This is a genomic window from Gordonia sp. UCD-TK1, assembly GCF_001691435.1.
Taxonomy (GTDB): Bacteria; Actinomycetota; Actinomycetes; order Mycobacteriales; family Mycobacteriaceae; genus Gordonia; species Gordonia hongkongensis.
The window spans coordinates 270,252-288,067 of sequence record NZ_LZMP01000024.1 but is presented as its reverse complement, the minus strand read 5'-3'; the positions used below and the strand labels follow the sequence as shown (position 1 = coordinate 288,067).

Genomic DNA, 17,816 nt, shown 5'->3' with positions numbered 1-17,816 from the left:
TCAGGATAGGCGGGGTGAGGACCTGAACCGAGCCGAACAGTGCTCCCGTCCCCGAATGGGTCATACCGAGAGACCAGCCACCGCCGGTCGCGCAACTCGACGCGATTTGGCAACCTCGGATCGGGGACCGATACCGAGGATCGGAGTGGGGGATGTTTCGACCGGACCTGCACCTGGGAGCGCTGAGGGGCCCGCTCCCGCGATCGCCGCTGCATGTGCTGCGGACCTATCTGGCGGTGACGACGCTGCTGTACGCGGTGGGCGTGGCTCTCACGCTGTTCCCGGCCGACGACTCGGCGACCCTGTCCGACCCAACGGGGGGACTGGTCGCCGTCGTGCTGGGCCTCGCGGCGCTGGGGTGGCTGTCGGTGCGGCCGCAGCGCCCGCTACCGGCCGTGATCGCGGCCGGTGTGGCCACCCCCGCGGTGATGGCGTTCCACGAGCTGATCAGTGCCGAGTTCCTGTGCATGATCGCGGCGATGTTCCTGGCGATGTACGTACGTGCCACTCTTCCGCGTCGGCAGGCGTGGGCGTTCATCGGTGTGCTGACGGCCGGGTGCGTCGTCGCGCTTGCCGTGGCGCCCGCACCGAAGTACCTCAGCACGTACATCGTCGTCGCCGTCGCCATCCCGGCGGCGGCCGAGTCGTTCGGGTTGCTGACGCGGACGCTGCTCACCGCGGTCTGTGCTGACCCGCTGACCGGCGTGTTCAACCGCGCGGGCTGGGAACTCGCGACCGCGGGGCTCCTCGACGGACGGCGGTCGGCCGCGGCGGTCACGGTGATCTCGTGGTCAGTCGACGACTCCGAGACGACCGACGACCCGCGCGAGAGGGAACGGCGACTGGTTCGCCGTGCCTGGACCTGCGTCGACTTGCTTCCCGCCGATTCCGCCCTGGCACGCCTGGCCGATTCGGAGTTCGCGATCTGCGTGGTGCACGACGACTACGGTCCACCCGGGCAGGCGGCGGCGCTGATCGATGAGCTGCGTCGACACCTGCCCGATGCCTCAATCGCCGCCGCCACCGCGCCGGCGCCGGCAGCGGATGTCGCCGCCCTACGCGCGCAGGCGTCGTCCCGCCTGGCGTCCGTCAGACGCAGCGAGCCCGGGCCGGCCCGACGTTCCGATCACCCCGACATGCAGTGAGGCGGGCGGCTCATCCGGGCAACCACCATGTCGAGCCCGGCATCGAGTTCTGCGATCGCGGTTGTGCCGGTGCACATCGAATACGATGCCGCTCATGACCTCGGCCATCGTGGTGGGGGCGGGGCCCAACGGGCTCGCCGCCGCCATCACCCTCGCGCAGCGGGGCATCGAGGTGACCGTGCTGGAGGCGGCCGAGACGATCGGTGGTGGTGCCCGCTCGTCCGAGCGAATCCTGCCCGGTCTGCTGCACGACGACGGTGCTGCCGTGCATCCGATCGGGCTGGCGTCGCCGTTCTTCCAGAGTCTCGGACTCGCCGACCACGGCCTGGAATGGGGTTGGCCGGAGATCGACCTCGCACACCCGCTGCCCGACGGCCGGGCCGGCGCCATGATGAACTCGCTGGACGAGACCAGTCGGCTTCTCGGGGTCGACGGACCACGATGGCGGAGCCTGTTCGGTCCGTTGGTGGAGAACTTCGACGACCTGGCGCAGGAAGTGCTGGGCCCGCTCCTGCACGTGCCGCGTCATCTCGGCCCGCTTGCCCGGTTCGGGCCCGCCGCTCTCCTGCCCGCAACCGTCCTGGGACGGGTGTGGCACACGAACGAGGCGGCGGCCTTGTTCGCCGGGAACGCCGCCCATGGGTGGCACCCGCTCACCCGGCCGACCACTTCTGCGTTCGCGCTGATGTTCGCCGCCATCTCGCATCGGTACGGCTGGCCGATCATCAAGGGCGGCACGGCCCGAATGCCGGCGGCCCTCGCCGCGGTGCTGACAACACTGGGCGGCCGCATCGAAACCGGCCATCGGGTCAGCTCCCTCTCCGACCTCCCACCGGCGGATGTGGTCCTGCTCGACCTGGAGCCCGGCGCGGTCGCCGACCTTGCGGGGGACGCACTCCCGAGGCGAGTCCGTAAGGCGTATCGACGGTTTCGGCGGGCGCCCGCCGCGGTCAAACTCGACCTCGCCGTCGACGGCGGAATCCCGTGGCGGGACGAGTTCTCCGGTCGGGCGGGCACCGTGCACGTGTGCGGCTCCGCCGCCGAGGTCGTCGCGTCCGAGGCCGAGATCCATCGTGGCCGGATGCCGGAGCGGCCCTTCGTCCTCGTCGCCCAGCAATATCTGGCCGATTCGGCGCGGTCGGTCGGTGACGTCCATCCGGTGTACGTCTATGCACATGTGCCGCATGGCTACAGCGGCGACGCCACGAACGCCGTGCTCGCGCAGCTGGAACGCTTCGCGCCGGGGACGCGCGATCGGATCGTCGGGTCCGTCGTGCGCACGCCCGCAGATCTCGCCGCGAGCAATACCAACCTCGTCGGCGGCGACATCATCGGCGGGGCAAACGATCCCCTCCAGGTCGTGATGCGCCCCCGGATCGCGGCCGACCCGTACGCAACCGGAATCCCGGGTGTCTACATCTGCTCGGCGTCCACGCCACCGGGCGCTGGCGTGCACGGAATGTGTGGCCACAACGCGGCTCTGAGTGCACTGCGCCGGCTCGGCCCGTAGATCAGAGTCGCGATTGCCCGCGAGAACCCCCCACGCTCCCGCTAGGGTCGGGGGATGACCGGGTGGTTCGATGAGCGGATCGTCGAGACCGGTCGTCTGCCGTTGTTCTTCCTGTTGCTCGCCTTCGTCCTGACCTTCCTGTTCATCCGCTTCAGTGTGCGGATGATCCGCGCAGAGGTCAGCTGGTGGCCGGGGAACGTGACGCCTGGCGGGGTGCATGTCCACCACGCCTTCTTCGGCATGATGGCGATGTTGGTGGCGGGCTTCGGATTCGTCGCGGTCGACCCGCTCCGGACACCGGTGATCGACTGTGTCCTGGCGGCCCTGTTCGGCATCGGAGCGGCGCTCGTGCTCGACGAGTTCGCGCTCATCCTCCACCTGCGCGACGTCTACTGGGCGGAGGAGGGGCGGACGTCGATCGACGCGGTGTTCGTCGCGATCGCCATCGGTCTGCTCTTCCTCCTCGGGTTGCAACCGTTCGGCGCGTTCGAGGTCGTCGGTGACATCCGGAACGAGAACGGCCTGGTGGCACGGCTGGTCGCGGCGGGTGTCGTCGTGCTCAACGTGCTCCTGGCGATCGTCACCCTGATCAAGGGCAAGGTCTGGACCGGACTGGTGGGCATGTTCGTCCCGGTCCTGCTGTGGTTCGGTGCCGCGCGACTCGCGCGGCCGCGATCACCATGGGCCCGGTGGCGATACCAGAACCGCCCCCGCAAACTGGCTCGCGCGATCGGGCGCGAGCAGCGCTATCGAGAACCGTTGATGAGATGGAAGATCGTCGTGCAGGAGGCGGTGGCGGGGCGTTTCGGGGTGCCCGACGCGCCGGCTCCCGTTCCGGTTCCCCCGCCGGCGTCCGTCCCGACGGCGGTCGGCGTGGTGACCGAGAAGGTACCGAGCGCGCTGGCGACCGCTATCCGATGGCGGCGCACGCGCCGGGCCCTGCGCACGGTCCCGATCTGGCGGCTGCCGGTCGTGCTGGTGACGTTCGCGATCGTCGCCGCGTGGACCACCGTCGGATTCGATGAACTCCTCGAATTGGAAGTCGATCCCGGAACGCTGGCGACGCTGCTCAGTGTCATCGCTGGTTCGATGGCGACCCTGACCGGTCTCGTGTTCACCGCCGTCACGCTCGCCATGCAGTTCGGGGCGTCGTCGATCTCGGTGCGGGTGATCCCGATGCTGCAGCAAGAACCCGTCATGCGATGGTCCACCGGCTTCTTTCTCGCGACCTTCGTCTACAGCGTGATCATCGCGATCGACCTGTCGGTCGGGGGTCCGGACGAGCCGACCCCCGGCCTGTCCACGGCGATCGCGTTCATGCTCACGACCGTCAGCGCGTACCTGTTCATCGCGCTCGTCGGCAAGGTCGGGACGATCCTGAACACCTCGCGCCTGCTGCAGTGGATCGCCGACGACGGCCGGTCGGCGATCGTGCGGCAGCTGCCGATGCCACCGGTGAAGCACGGCGAGCATTCTGTGGCAATCGGATTCGGCGGTGACGCCGTTCCGTCGGTCGTCGCCGGACCGGGCGAACCGAGCGTCGACCTGGACGTCACGACGGATGCGCCACGCATGCAGATCAGGCTGGGGGAGGTGTCGGCGCGGGGCCGGGTGTTGCTGGCCGTCAACGGTGATCGTCTTCGTCGATACGCAGCGTCGTGGAACGTCCGGATCGACGTGCTCGTCGCCGTCGGCGACCATGTGCCACACGATCTCCCGGTGATCGAGATCGTCGGCGATCCGATCCAGGTGGAGAAGCGTCGCGTGCTGGCCTGCCTGCTCTTCGGCGACACCCATCAACCCTCGGTGAGTCCCGCCGCGGCACTGCAGGCCATCTCGGACATCGCGCTCAAGGCGATGTCCGCGGGCAGCAACGACCCGAGCGTCGTGGTCCAGGCGCTCGACCACACCGAGGACCTGTTGCTCCTGCTGGCTCCGCGGCTTCGCGGCGAACAGTTCTCGAGCGACCCCTCGGTCCGCGGCATTCGGCGCAGCTGGGCGGACTACGTCGCGATCGGGACCGACGAGATCCGACGGCACAGCACCGGCCAGGTTCAGGTGCAACGCCGCCTGCGCGCGCTGTTCGAGTCCCTTCTCGCCGGGTGCGGGCCCGCGCAGCGCGCGCCCGTGGCCGAGCGATTGGCCGTGCTCGACGCGCAGGTCGCCCGCGACTGGACCGACGACCTCGACCGGCGACTGGCCGCGGCTGCGGACCGGCAGGGATACGGGTCCGAGTTCGGCCGGTGAGGTGAGCAGATGGATCACGCGAATCGGACACAACCGATACCCTGAGTTCGTGCTCGCGTCCCAGTCCGCCGACCGTCGTGCGGTGGTCGACGAGATGCACCACTTCGTCGCCGCTGCCCAACGCGATTCGGGTTCCGCCCGCCGTGGGGTCGGCGTGATCACCGCCGGCCCGGGCGCCGGAAAGACCCATACGCTCCGGGAACTGGCCTCTGCCACTGATGGTTCCGTTCGCACGGTGCGGGCAGACGAACTGTCATGGCGCCAACCGTTCGGACTCGCCGGGCAGCTGCTCGGAGTGGATCTGCCGACGCCGGTTCCCGATGGCTTCGACGACGATCTCTACGCGCGCGTGGACACGCTGTGTGCCGACGGGCCGCTCGTGCTCGTCGTCGACGACGCCCACCACGCCGATGCGGCGACGCTGGAACTGTTGTCCCGCCTCGTAGCTGCCACGCGGGTGCTACCGCTGGTGATGCTCCTCGGCCGGCGGCCGCTCCCAGAACGGGATCTGCTGAACCGGTTGGTGGCGCGAGCGGAGGTCGTCGACTGGTCCCTGCCCCCGCTGGGCGCCGACGAGGTCCACCGGATCTCGATCGAGACCGTCGGTGCCGCACCGGACGCCGAACTCTTCGGGCTGCTCGGTGCATCGGGTGGGAACCCGATGCACGTGATCTCGGTGCTGCGCGCGCTGCAGCAGTCGGGCGGTCTCCGGATCGTCGACGGTCACGCGGCGGTCGACGCACGCACCGCGTCGGGGGTACCGAGTGGACTCGAGGACGCGATCGCCGAACACGTCGCCCTCCTCGACGGTCGTGCCCGCGAGCTGACGCAGAAGCTCGCGGTGTGGGGCCGCCCGGCGACGCTCGCCCAACTGGCCGCGGTCGACGCGGTTCCACCCGCCTCGCTGGTCGGGCCGGCCCAGTCGGCGATCGACGCCGGGATCGTCGGCGTCGACGACGGGGGAGCGCTGCGGTTCACCCACGATCTGTACGCCGATGTCACCTATCGACAACTCGATCCGATGCTGCGCTCGGTGCTGCACGATGCGATCGCCAGCCATCCCAGTACCCGGCACGATCCGCAGTCCGTGGCTCATCATCGAATCGCTTCGGGCAGTGACGAATCCGCGATGTTCGCGGCGGTACGCCGCGCCGAGAGCGAACTCGCCAGCACACCGGCGGTCGCGGCGGAACTCCTGGAGACGTTGGCCGGCACCGCACGTCCGTCGGCGGGGGTCAACACCGCACTCGCGCTCGCCCTCGCCCGAACCGGGCAGCTCGACCGGGCTTCACGCGTCGCCGAGGACGGCATGGCACTGGCGACCGAGATCGCCGAGTTCGCCGAGCTGCATCGGATCCTGTTGTTCGCCCTGATCGCCAAGGGGGACACCGACCGGGTGCGGGACCTGATCGACGAGACCCTGCAGCTCCCGGTCGGCGACGACGTCGCCGGCACGCTCACCGACCTGCGGCACTACGTGGGCATTCTCGACGGACGAAGACCCGCGCCGGACACCCCGTTCTTCGACGTCGAGCGGGACGCGTCCACCCGATCGGTGTCCGGCCTGATCGCCGAGGCGCTACGCCGGTTCCTGCGCGGCGAGGTGGAGGAGGCGCTCGGGATCGCGCTGCTCGCCTCGCGTCGGGACGCGGCGGAATCCGCCGGCGGCACACTGTCGACGTCGTCGGCCGACATCTGGCCGTCGCTGATCGAACAGTATGCGCACGGCCCGGCGGCGGCGGCCGACCTGCTCGCGGGTGCCGCCCGGTTGCGATCGAGCCGGGGCGCCGACTGGATGACCGCCTACCACGAGTTCACCCGCGGCGGAATAGCTCTCGGGCTCGGCGACCTCGACGACTCGGCGGCATCTTTCGATGCCGGACTGGATCGCGCGGACTCCGCGGACATGGGCTGGAAGTCGATGGCGGTCGGCGGGCGGGCCATGGTCGACGTGCTGCGCGGCGACCTGGCGGCCGCGTCGACCCGCCTCGACGCGTGGGACGACACGGGGTTACCGGACCAGTTCGGTTTCCCGGTGCCCACCCGCGCCCGCGCCCTGCTGCTCGAGGCGAACCGGAAACTACGTGCGGCCGCGACGACAGCCGGCCGCGCATGGGACCACGGCCGCCGGTTCGGTCTGTACTCCTGGCTGCCCACCGTCGTTCTCGAGACCGCGCGGATCGGCGCGCGTGCGGGCGACACCGCGCTGCTCGGCAGCATTCTGGACGGGCTCGACGAGTTCCCGGTACCGCCCGCGCGGCCCATGTCCGGGCCCGTCGCGGTGGCCCGCGCGATGTGTTCGGTGGTGCTCCACGACGCGGACCCGTTGACGATCGTGCACGCCGCCGACGAGTACGCCGAGATCGTGCAGGCGGTCGGGGACCGGCAGTCCGAGGCGTGCATGTGGGAGGAAGCCGCGTGCGCGGTCGCCCTTTCGGGAGACCGGGACCGCGCCCGCGAGCTCGCCCGGCGAGCGATGCGACTGACGCGTGCCATGGGAGCAAGCACCAGCTCCGCACGCGTGGCCTCGCGGTTGCGTCCGTTGGGGATTCGGCTCGACCCCGCGGCACGCGACCGGCCGACCCATGGTTGGGACAGTCTCACCAAGACCGAGACGACCGTCGCCGAACTGGTCGCGGCCGGCATGAGCGGCGGCGAGATCGCCGACCGGTTGTTCATCTCGACCCGCACGGTGCAGACCCACGTCTCCCACGCCCTCGCCAAACTCGGCCTGCGCACCCGCGTCGAACTCGCCGCGTTCGTCGTGGGTCGGCAGCAGAACTGAGCATCGTCGCACGGTTGGCGCAGATTTCTCCGTCATGACGCAGATGTACGCGTCATCGGCCCGGCGGACAGTGGATGTACCCCAACGAGGACCCACCTCGGCCGTACCGAAGGAGACCAGCCGTGAACGCCAAATCCATGATCTTGGGACTAGCCCCCTGGTTCGTGTTCGCCTGGGCGGCCGAACGCCTGGGTGCCGACCACGTCACGCTCGCCGCGATCGCCGCCTGCGCGCTGGCCCTGGCCGTCACCATCTACGAGGCCGTCCGCACCGGCGGCGGTTGGAAGATCATCGACGTCGCCGGGGTCGTCCTGTTCGGCGTCATCGCGCTCATCGGCATCGTCGGTGACACCCAGGTCGATGAAGCGCTCGTGTTCTTCGGTCGCGGTGGTTCGGCGTTCGTCCTCGCCGCGGTCATGGCCGTGTCCGCGTTCACGGTTCCGTTCACCGAGCAGTACGCCCGCGAGACCGTCGATCCCGCCTTGTGGCACTCACCGGTGTTCCGCGCGAAGAACCGCCAGATCAGCCTCTTGTGGGCCGGGGCGATCGCACTCATGGGCTGCTCGCACATCGTCGCCGGATTGCTGGCGTCGTCGGCATCGGTGTCCGGCAGCCACCCTGGCAACATCCTGCTCAACTGGGTCGTGCCGATCGCGCTGATCGTGTTCGCGGTCAAGCGGACCCGGGCCATCGCCGACGCGGCCCCCAGCGCGCCCGCCGCCTCCACCGCCCCGACCGCCGGCTGACCCCCGCGGCACAGCCCTCCTACCGACCCGCCCTAAGGACATCCGATGACCATCACCACGCCCCCCACGCCCGCTCCCGTCGACCTCGCGCATCACGCCCACCTCACCGGTGTGTACGCCCCGCAGCGGGAGGAGGTCGATGTCACCGACCTGCCCGTCCGCGGCGAGATCCCCGCGGATCTGCGCGGCAGCTACCTCCGCAACGGCCCCAATCCGCGTTTCGATCCCATCGGATCGTTCGTCTATCCCCTCGACGGTGACGGCATGGTGCACCGGATCAGCATCGACGGCGGACGCGTCGGGTACACCAACCGCTTCGTCCGGACCCCGATGGTCATCGCGGAAGAGGCTGCCGGACATGCACTCTGGTCCGGTCTCACCGACGGGTACACGCCACCCGCGAGTGTTGTCGGGGACGAACTCGCCGGCACCTACCGCGAACTGCCCGACATCAACATCGTCCGCCACGGCGGACGGTTGATGGCGATGGCCGAATCCGACCAGCCCTACCTGCTCGAGCCGTCGACGCTGGCGACGCTGGCCAAGACCGACTGCGACGGCGCGATGCGGGTCGGCAGTACCGCCCACCCGAAGATCGACCCGGCCACCGGCGAGATGGTGTTGTTCAACTACAGCCTCGAAGCGCCGTATCTCACCTGGTCGATCGTGAATCCGGACGGGACGGCGGCAACCGGACCCAACCCGGTCGACGGTCTCGACAAGGCGGTCATGATCCACGACATGGCCCTCACCTCGCGGTACCTCGTACTCTTCGTGTGCCCGTTGATCTTCGACCTCGAAGCCGCGATGACCGGTGGCTCGCTGCTGTCTTGGCAACCCGACGACGGCACGCGCATCGCCCTCATCCCGCGCGACGGCGGTCCGGTGCGCTGGGTCCAGACCGACCCGTTCTGGGTGTGGCACTTCGCCAACGCCTTCGACGGGCCGGGCCCCGACGACGGTGTCACCGTCGACTACGTCGAGTGGAGCTACCCGGGTGGTTTCGCCGCCGAACCCCGGCCGGCGACGTCGGCGCTCACCCGCGCGATCATCCGCCCGGATGGCACCATCACCCGGAACACGATCAGCGACAACGCCTTCAACATGGAGTTCCCGCGAGTCGACGACCGGTTGCTCACCCGGGACCACCATCGCGTGGCAACGGTGGCGAAGGGGCCCCGCGACACCGATGCCACCGACAGTCTCTGGTTCCACGATCTCTCCGCCGGCACCGAGACCTTCTGGAGTCCCGGAACCGCGATCGGCGAGCCGATCTACATCCCGGGCATCGAACGCGATCACTGGGGCGCGATCGGCACCGACCCCGCCGACATGCGTTCGTACTTCTACCTTCTCGCCGCCGACGAGCCGACGGCCGGACCGGTCGCCACCGTCGAACTCCCGATCCGCGTCCCCGCCGGGCTGCACGGGGCATGGCTCGCGGACCCTTCGTGACGCGCCCTCCGCAGGCTCCGGGCGCTCCTCAGGGGGCGGGGGGGGTGAAGCGGGGATCGTAGACTCGTGCCTCCTTCCTGAGCAGCGAGCTTCATTCTCTGTTCCCTGAGGTGCGAGCGAAGCGAGCCACGAAGGGTCTCGCAAGGCATCTCACCAGGCCCTTCGTGGCTCGTCGCTATCGCTCCTCGCACCTCAGGGACCAGTGCTCTTGCGATTCCTTCGGTTCAGGGAAGAGTGAGTGTGCGAATTATTCGGATTTGATTCTGTACGAGGGGCCCTTCGGATCATGTAGCAACCGGCGCGGTCACCTCGATGAACCGCGCAGCGATGTCGATGGCCGACCGCGCCTCGGCCGACAGGCGGGGTATCAGTTGGAAGACGTGACCCTGGTCCGGCCAGGCCTGGATCACCGAAACCCCTCCGGCGCCGGTGATCTCGTCGTGGGTGGCCCGGGCGTCGGCCCCCATCACCTCGCGCGCCCCGTATTGGATGAGCGTCTTGGGCAGGGTCATGTCCGGGGTGAGACGGACGCGCATCCGTGGATGATCGGGGTCGGCGGTCCGGGTGTAGAGCCGCAGGATCTTGCGGGCGGACATCGCGTCGATGATCGGGTCCCGCACCCCGGTTCGCTGATTACGCACGGCCAGTTGAAAAGTCGGGTCGTAGAGCGGTGAGAACAGCACCATCGAACCCGGCTGCGGGGTCCCGGTGGCGTGGTTGACGGCGAGCAGGTCGAGCGCCAGGTGGCCGCCGGCGGAGTCACCCGCGACCACGATGTCCTCGGCGCGGTACCCCTGGGACAGCAGCCAGCGATAGCCGCGGACGGCGTCGTTGCCCGCGCACGGCCAGGCGTGCTCGGGGGCGAGCCGGTAGTCCAGGCTGAAGGCGGGCAACCCGGTCTTGTTGCCGAGCCGGCCGACCAGGCCCCGGTGCGTTCGCGGCGAGCACACCACGTACCCGCTCCCGTGCATGTAATACAGAATCCGCGAACCGGGGACCGGAGCGCTCGCGTGCCGGCCGATGACCCACTCGCCACGGACCTGCCCACCCCGGAAGTTCTCGCGCACGATCTCCACCCGGGTGTTGGCCGGGGGTGGGTTGATCCGCTCGATGGTCCGGTTCAGTGCCGGGCGCGTCCGCTGGATCATCTGCGCGGTGACGCGGGGGTGGCTTACCCCGGCCGCGGTCATCATCGGCCAGGTGACCCGGGCCAGATAGGCGTTGACCGCACGGGAACGCCGCGAACCATACGGATCGACGCCCAGGCGGCCGAACGGATGCGCGAGGAGATCGCTTCCGGGGTGGGCTCATCGGCCGGTACGGTGACGCTCATCACCTGACGGTAGTGGCTCGACGACGTGCGGGTGCGGGATCGGTGAGGGCGAGACCCGGCCGCAATCGGGCCGCGACCGTCGACGCTCCCGAAACGCCCGCGCGGGCCGTCTCCGGGGCGGACCCCGAATCGCCGGATTTCCGTCTGACGTGCACCGGCGGTGTCTCTGTGGTAACCGGATTTCGAGAGTGGGCCCTTCGCGTGGAAAAATGACTCACAATGCTCATACGGCTGCCCGGGGGCGCTCTGGCGTGCTGCGCGCGGTAGCTGCGATGAGCAGGGTGGTTCGGGTCCCGACGAAGCGGCCCGAAGGGACCGTCAGCAACGGCGCTGACCGGGACTCACCGCCGCTGTGATCGTCGGCTCTGCCCAGGTCAGCCCCGATGCGGGTGGAGCACGACGACGCCGGGGACATCGTGGTCCGCGGCCCGACACGGCCGGGTGTGGCCACAGACATCGACGACGGGTAGTGCGTGCACTCCTCGCGCGCAAAGTGAGGCGAACTATGAAGCAGGCTCCGGGACCGGTGGGTCTCTACGACCCACGCAACGAGCACGACTCGTGTGGCGTGGCGTTTGTCGTGGACATGCACGGGCGGCGCAGTCGCGACATCGTCGACAAGGCGATCATGGCGCTGGTCAATCTCGAGCACCGCGGCGCTGCGGGTGCCGAGCCCAACACCGGCGACGGTGCGGGCATCATGATCCAGGTCCCGGACCGTTTCCTGCGGGAGACCGTGGACTTCGAGCTGCCCGCGGAGGGCAGCTACGCGACCGGTATCGCCTTCCTGCCCCAGGGCTCGGAAGACGCGCGCCTCGCCTGCGAGGGTGTGGAGAAGGTCATCGAGGCAGAGGGTCTGACCCTGCTCGGCTGGCGCGAGGTGCCGACCAACGAGAACTCGCTCGGAGCACTTGCCCGCGATGCCATGCCGACCTTCCGTCAGGTGTTCGTCGGCGGCGCCGAGGGCATGGAACTCGAGCGCCGCGCCTACGTCGTGCGCAAGCGGGTCCAGTACGAACTCGGCAACAAGGGCGCCGGCGCCGACGGGCCCGGACGTGAGACCGTCTACTTCCCGAGCCTGTCCGGACGCACCTTTGTCTACAAGGGCATGCTGACGACCCCGCAGCTGCGGGAGTTCTACGTCGACCTGCAGGACTCGCGTGTCGAGAGCGCGCTCGGTCTGGTGCATTCGCGCTTCTCCACCAACACCTTCCCGTCGTGGCCGCTGGCGCATCCGTTCCGCCGCGTCGCCCACAACGGCGAGATCAACACCGTCACCGGTAACGAGAACTGGATGCGGGCCCGCGAGGCGCTCATCGACACCGCGGCCTTCGGGGCCGACGCGGCGTCGAAGATCTTCCCGATCTGCACCCCGGGTGCGTCGGACACCGCCCGGTTCGACGAGGTGCTCGAGCTGCTCCACCTCGGTGGACGTTCCCTCCCGCACGCCGTGCTCATGATGATCCCGGAGGCCTGGGAGCGTCACGAGTCGATGAAGCCCGAGCACCGGGACTTCTACCGCTACCACTCCGCGCTGATGGAGCCCTGGGACGGACCGGCGTCGGTGTGCTTCACCGACGGCACCGTCGTGGGTGCCGTGCTCGACCGGAACGGCCTGCGGCCCAGTCGGATCTGGGTCACCAAGGACGGGCTCGTCGTGATGGCCTCCGAGGTCGGCGTGCTCGACATCGATCACTCCGACGTCGTGCAGAAGATGCGTCTTCAGCCCGGCCGCATGTTCCTGGTGGACACCGCTGCCGGCCGCATCGTCGACGACGAGGAGATCAAGGACGAGCTCGCCGCCGAGCACCCCTACGGTGAGTGGCTCGAGCAGGGACTGGTCGCGGTCGACGACATCGAGGCGCCGCCGCATCAGCACATGCCGCACGACCGGGTCGCGTTGCGCCAGCAGGTGTTCGGTTACACGCGTGAGGAACTCGACCTGCTGGTCGCGCCGATGGCGAAGACCGGTGCCGAGGCACTCGGCTCGATGGGTACCGACACCCCGATCGCGGTGCTCTCCAAGCGCCCGCGCATGCTGTTCGACTACTTCCAGCAGCTGTTCGCCCAGGTGACCAACCCGCCGCTCGATGCGATCCGCGAAGAGATCGTGACCAGCGTCGGCGGCACCATCGGCACCGAGGCCGACCTGTTGCACCCCGGCCCCGAGTCGTGCCGTCAGATCGAGCTGCCGTCGCCGGTCCTCGACAACGACACGCTCGCGAAACTGGTGGAGATCAACTCCAACGACGGGCTGCCCGGTTTCCGCAGCGTCCACATCCACGGCCTCTACCCGGTGGCCGAGGGTGGCGCCGGTCTGCGCAAGGCCCTCGACGAGGTGCGTGCGAAGGTCAGCGCCGCGATCGACGACGGCGTGAACCTGGTCATCCTGTCCGACCGCGAGTCGGACGAGACCTACGCACCCATCCCGTCGCTGCTGCTGACGGCTGCGGTGCACCACCACCTGGTGCGGGAACGCAAGCGCACGCAGGCCGGTCTCATCGTCGAGTCCGGTGACTGCCGCGAGGTCCACCACGTGGCCGCGCTCGTCGGTTTCGGTGCGGCAGCGGTGAATCCGTACATGGCCTTCGAGTCGATCGAGGACATGACCGAGCGCGGTGTGCTCGGCAACCTCGACTTCGCCACCGCGCAGAAGAACTACATCAAGGCCGCCGGCAAGGGCGTGCTGAAGGTGATGAGCAAGATGGGCATCTCGACCCTCGCCTCGTACACCGGCGCACAGCTCTTCCAGGTCATCGGTATCTCGCAGGAGACCGTCGACGAGTTCTTCACCGGGCTCAACAGCCAGCTCGACGGCATCGGTCTCGACGAGATCGCCGCCGACGTCGCGACCCGCCACGCGCTGGCATTCTCCGATCGCCCGTCCGAGCGCGCCCACCGCGAGCTCGAGGTCGGCGGCGAGTACCAGTGGCGCCGCGAAGGCGAGTACCACCTGTTCAACCCGGACACCGTCTTCAAGCTCCAGCACTCCACGCGCACCGGCCAGTACCAGGTGTTCAAGGAATACACGAAGCTGGTGGACGACCAGTCCCGCCAGATGGCGTCGCTGCGGGGCCTGTTCGACTTCAATTTCGGTGACCGCGACCCGATTCCGATCGAGAAGGTCGAACCGGCCCGCGAGATCGTGAAGCGGTTCTCGACCGGCGCGATGAGCTTCGGTTCGATCTCCGCGGAGGCGCACGAAACCCTCGCGATCGCCATGAACCGGCTCGGTGGTCGCTCGAATTCCGGTGAAGGTGGCGAGGATCCGCGGCGCTTCCATCACGACGAGAACGGTGACTGGCGTCGCAGCGCGATCAAGCAGGTCGCGTCGGGCCGTTTCGGCGTCACCTCGCACTACCTGTCGAACTGCACCGACATCCAGATCAAGATGGCGCAGGGTGCGAAGCCGGGTGAGGGCGGGCAGCTGCCGCCGCACAAGGTGTACCCGTGGGTCGCCGAGGTCCGTGGATCGACGCCGGGCGTCGGCCTCATCTCGCCGCCCCCGCACCACGACATCTACTCGATCGAGGATCTCGCGCAGCTGATCCACGACCTGAAGAACGCCAACCCGCAGGCCCGCATCCACGTGAAGCTGGTCTCCGAGGTGGGCGTCGGCACCGTCGCGGCCGGTGTCTCGAAGGCGCACGCCGACGTCGTCCTCATCTCAGGGCACGACGGCGGTACCGGCGCAACGCCGTTGACCTCGGTCAAGCACGCCGGTGCGCCGTGGGAGATCGGCCTGGCCGAGACCCAGCAGACCCTGCTGCTCAACGGACTCCGCGACCGGATCGTCGTGCAGGTCGACGGCCAGCTCAAGACCGGTCGCGACGTCGTGGTCGCCGCCCTGCTGGGTGGCGAGGAGTTCGGTTTCGCCACCGCGCCGCTGGTGGTCGCGGGTTGCATCATGATGCGGGTGTGTCACCTCGACACGTGCCCGGTGGGTGTCGCCACCCAGAACCCGCTGCTGCGTGAGCGTTTCGCGGGTAAGCCGGAGTTCGTCGAGAACTTCTTCCTGTACATCGCCGAAGAGGTCCGGGAACTGCTGGCGCGCCTGGGCTTCCGCACCCTGCAGGAGGCCGTCGGTCACGTCGAGGCGCTCGACACGACCAAGGCGCTCGCGCACTGGAAGTCGGAGAAGGCGGGCAAGCTCGACCTGTCGTCGATCCTGGCGATGCCCGAGTCGCCGTTCATGAACCAGGACCTGTACTGCTCCGGCGTGCAGGACCACGGCCTGGACAAGGCGCTCGACCAGCAGCTCATCGCGCAGAGCCGCGAGGCCATCGACCACGGCACGCGGGTGTCCTTCACCTCGAAGATCACCAACGTGAACCGCACCGTCGGCACCATGCTGGGCCATGAGGTCACCAAGGCCTATGGCGCACAGGGTCTTCCCGACGGGACGATCATCGTCGACTTCACCGGATCGGCCGGCAACAGCTTCGGTGCCTTCGTTCCCAAGGGCATCACGCTGCGCCTCGAGGGCGACGCCAACGACTTCGTCGGCAAGGGTCTCTCGGGCGGTCGCCTCGTGGTCCGTCCGGCACGCAACGCGCCGGACGACTTCGTCGCCGAGCACAACATCATCGCCGGCAACGTGATCGGCTTCGGTGCCACCGCGGGCAAGATCTTCCTGCGCGGCATCGTGGGTGAGCGCTTCTGCGTTCGCAACTCGGGCGTCACCGCGGTGGTCGAGGGTGTGGGCGACCACGGCTGTGAGTACATGACGGGTGGACGCGTCGTCGTCCTCGGCGACACCGGCCGCAACTTCGCGGCGGGCATGTCCGGCGGTATGGCGTTCGTCTTCGACCCCGAGGGCAAGCTGGCCGACAACCTCAACACCGAGCTCGTCGACCTCGAGCCGCTCGAGGACGAGGACATCGAGTTCCTCGCCACGATCATCGAAGAGCACCGCGCCGAGACCGAATCCCCGGTCGCAGCAGCACTGCTCGGCGATTGGGACACCGCCCAGACCAAGTTCGCCAAGGTCATGCCGCGCGACTACAAGCGTGTGTTGCTGGCCATCTCCGAGGCGGAGAAGACCGGGCGAGACGTGAACGAAGCGATCATGGAGGCCGCACGTGGCTGATCCCAGAGGATTCCTCAAGCACCCCGAGCGGGAGCTGCCCGACCGCCGCCCGGTGGAACTGCGTCTGCTGGACTGGAAAGAGGTCTACACCGACTTCGACAAGGGCCATCTGAAGACGCAGGCGAGCCGCTGCATGGACTGCGGTATCCCGTTCTGCCACAACGGCTGCCCGCTGGGGAACCTGATCCCCGAGTGGAACGACCTGGTCTACAAGGACCAGTGGCGCGACGGCATCGAACGTCTGCACGCGACGAACAACTTCCCGGAGTTCACCGGCCGCCTGTGCCCGGCTCCGTGCGAGGCGTCGTGCGTGCTGGGGATCAACCAGCCGCCGGTCACCATCAAGCAGGTCGAGGTCGAGATCATCGACAACGCCTTCGACAACGGCTGGGTGACCCCGGTCATGCCGTCGGAGAAGACCGGCAAGTCGGTGGCCGTCGTCGGCTCCGGGCCCGCGGGACTCGCTGCGGCGCAGCAGCTCACGCGTGCCGGACACGACGTGACGCTGTTCGAGCGGGCCGACCGCATCGGTGGCCTGCTCCGTTACGGCATCCCCGAGTTCAAGATGGAGAAGCGCCACATCGACCGTCGTCTGGCGCAGATGGAGGCCGAGGGCACCGTCTTCCGCACCGGCGTCAACGTGGGTGTCGACGTCACCGTCGAGCAGCTGCGCGCCGACTTCGACGCGGTGATCCTCGCCAACGGTTCGACCATCGGTCGCGATCTGCCGATCCCCGGGCGTGAGCTCGACGGCATCCACCAGGCCATGGAGTTCCTGCCGCAGGCCAATCGGGTGCAGCTCGGCGACGAGGTCGAGGGCCAGATCTCGGCCAAGGGCAAGAAGGTCATCATCATCGGCGGTGGCGACACCGGCGCCGACTGCCTGGGCACCTCGCTGCGCCAGGGCGCGGAGATCGTCCACCAGTTCGAGATCATGCCGAAGCCGCCGATCGAGCGCGCCGAGTCGACCCCGTGGCCGACCTACCCGCTCATGTACCGCGTGTCGTCGGCACACGAAGAGGGTGGCGAGCGCGTCTTCTCGGTCAACACCGAGCAGTTCGTCGGCGAGGACGGCAAGCTCACCGGGCTCAAGGCGCACGAGGTCGTCATGCGCGACGGCCGCTTCGAGAAGGTCGAGGGCTCGGACTTCGAACTCGAGGCGGACCTGGTGCTGCTCGCCATGGGCTTCGTCGGACCCGAGCGCGAGGACCTCCTCGACAAGATGGGCGTCGAGTACGACCCCCGCGGAAACGTCAAGCGCGACGGCAACTTCGCTGCCGTCGGTCAGCCGGGTGTCTTCGTCGCCGGCGACGCCGGGCGCGGACAGTCGCTCATCGTGTGGGCCATCGCCGAGGGGCGCTCGGCCGCCGCGGCCGCCGACGCGTTCCTCACCGGGGCGTCGGACCTGCCCGCACCGATCGTGCCCACACAGGTCGCGCAGCGCTGATCGCGCGTTTCGTGTAGTACGTACGACACCGAACTCCCGCTCACCCGCTCAGGGTGGGC

Annotated in this window: 8 protein-coding genes and 1 pseudogene; 8 read left to right on the top strand and 1 reads right to left on the bottom strand. The window is 68.8% G+C overall.

What is annotated here, in order from left to right; all coding sequences use genetic code 11:
* Window positions 1-152 precede the first annotated feature (152 nt).
* The 6 genes from A9310_RS15110 to A9310_RS15085 all read left to right on the top strand — a co-directional run bounded on the left by A9310_RS15110 (window position 153) and on the right by A9310_RS15085 (window position 9,888).
* Window positions 153-1,145 carry a hypothetical protein gene (locus tag A9310_RS15110; RefSeq protein WP_065631307.1) on the top strand — a complete coding sequence of 331 codons (993 nt, stop codon included), beginning with the start codon at window positions 153-155 and terminating at the stop codon, window positions 1,143-1,145.
* Between the two features lie 94 nt (window positions 1,146-1,239).
* Entirely contained in the window at window positions 1,240-2,655 is a 1,416-nt protein-coding gene (locus tag A9310_RS15105; protein WP_065631389.1) for an NAD(P)/FAD-dependent oxidoreductase, read from the top strand.
* A 54-nt stretch (window positions 2,656-2,709) separates the two neighbouring features.
* On the top strand, window positions 2,710-4,902 hold the full coding sequence (locus A9310_RS15100; RefSeq protein ID WP_065631306.1) for a DUF2254 family protein: 2,193 nt from the start codon (window positions 2,710-2,712) through the stop codon (window positions 4,900-4,902).
* 49 nt (window positions 4,903-4,951) lie between these two features.
* Window positions 4,952-7,687, top strand: a complete 2,736-nt coding sequence (locus A9310_RS26485) for a LuxR family transcriptional regulator (RefSeq protein WP_302621822.1) — start codon at window positions 4,952-4,954, stop codon at window positions 7,685-7,687.
* 122 nt (window positions 7,688-7,809) lie between these two features.
* Window positions 7,810-8,433 carry a hypothetical protein gene (locus A9310_RS15090; RefSeq protein ID WP_065631305.1) on the top strand — a complete coding sequence of 208 codons (624 nt, stop codon included), beginning with the start codon at window positions 7,810-7,812 and terminating at the stop codon, window positions 8,431-8,433.
* Window positions 8,434-8,478: 45 nt separating this feature from the next.
* Window positions 8,479-9,888: a carotenoid oxygenase family protein gene (locus tag A9310_RS15085; protein ID WP_065631304.1), complete on the top strand. Its 1,410-nt coding sequence runs from the start codon at window positions 8,479-8,481 to the stop codon at window positions 9,886-9,888.
* Window positions 9,889-10,172: 284 nt separating this feature from the next.
* Here the strand turns inward: A9310_RS15085 and A9310_RS15080 are convergent.
* Window positions 10,173-11,221: pseudogene (locus tag A9310_RS15080) on the bottom strand (alpha/beta hydrolase).
* Window positions 11,222-11,726: 505 nt separating this feature from the next.
* Between A9310_RS15080 and gltB the strand changes: the two are divergent.
* Window positions 11,727-16,310: a glutamate synthase large subunit gene (gene gltB / locus A9310_RS15075; RefSeq protein WP_065631303.1), complete on the top strand. Its 4,584-nt coding sequence runs from the start codon at window positions 11,727-11,729 to the stop codon at window positions 16,308-16,310.
* Entirely contained in the window at window positions 16,303-17,757 is a 1,455-nt protein-coding gene (locus tag A9310_RS15070) for a glutamate synthase subunit beta (protein WP_058253694.1), read from the top strand. The genes gltB and A9310_RS15070 overlap by 8 nt, the downstream gene beginning before the upstream one ends.
* Window positions 17,758-17,816: the final 59 nt, after the last annotated feature.

Bases quoted from the DNA above. Each gene is read 5' to 3' on its own strand.
- A9310_RS15110 (WP_065631307.1), top strand. From the start codon at position 153: ATGTTTCGACCGGACCTGCACCTGGGAGCGCTGAGGGGCCCGCTCCCG.
- A9310_RS15105 (WP_065631389.1), top strand. From the start codon at position 1,240: ATGACCTCGGCCATCGTGGTGGGGGCGGGGCCCAACGGGCTCGCCGCC.
- A9310_RS15100 (WP_065631306.1), top strand. From the start codon at position 2,710: ATGACCGGGTGGTTCGATGAGCGGATCGTCGAGACCGGTCGTCTGCCG.
- A9310_RS15085 (WP_065631304.1), top strand. From the start codon at position 8,479: ATGACCATCACCACGCCCCCCACGCCCGCTCCCGTCGACCTCGCGCAT.
- gltB (WP_065631303.1), top strand. From the start codon at position 11,727: ATGAAGCAGGCTCCGGGACCGGTGGGTCTCTACGACCCACGCAACGAG.